Below are 460 nucleotides of genomic sequence, written 5' to 3' on the forward strand. Positions count from 1 at the left end.
ACGGCGGCGAGGGCGGCGCCGGCTACGACTGCGGCGCCGCGGTCCAGATGCGCCGGAAGGGGACGATGATGCGGTCGCCGTATTTCTGCCCCCGCTGCCAGCCGACCCGCGCCGCCCCGCCGTCGCCCGAGCCTGCGCCGCCGGCGCGGTGATCTCGGGCCGCCGGCGCCTCGGCTGAGGCGCGCGAGGGCGTCGGTGTGCCCGGCGCTCGCGGTGCGCCGGGGGGGCGCCGGCGTGGCCGCGCTCGCGCCGCTCGCGGAGGTGCTGGCCGAGCGTCTGGCCCTCCAGCCACTCGAGCACGAGGTAGGGGACCCACACGCCGGCCTGGGTGGTGAACGCGCCGACGTCGAGCGCCTGGACGATGCCCGACGTGGCCCGCGAGAGCCGGTGCAGGATCCGCCCCTCGCCCCGCAGCGTCTCGAGCAGCGCGTCGCGCTCGGCGGCGTCGAGCGAGGTCGGC

General features: G+C 79.1%; 1 protein-coding gene. It reads left to right on the plus strand.

The window, feature by feature from the left end; translation table 11 throughout:
* Window positions 1-234 precede the first annotated feature (234 nt).
* Window positions 235-460: hypothetical protein (locus BN4575_RS22885; RefSeq protein ID WP_218060809.1), on the plus strand; the 226-nt coding region annotated here is incomplete at its 3' end.

Origin of the sequence: Aeromonas sp. EERV15 (assembly GCF_900079845.1) — a bacterium.
GTDB classification, from domain to species: Bacteria; Pseudomonadota; Gammaproteobacteria; order Enterobacterales; family Aeromonadaceae; genus Aeromonas; species Aeromonas sobria.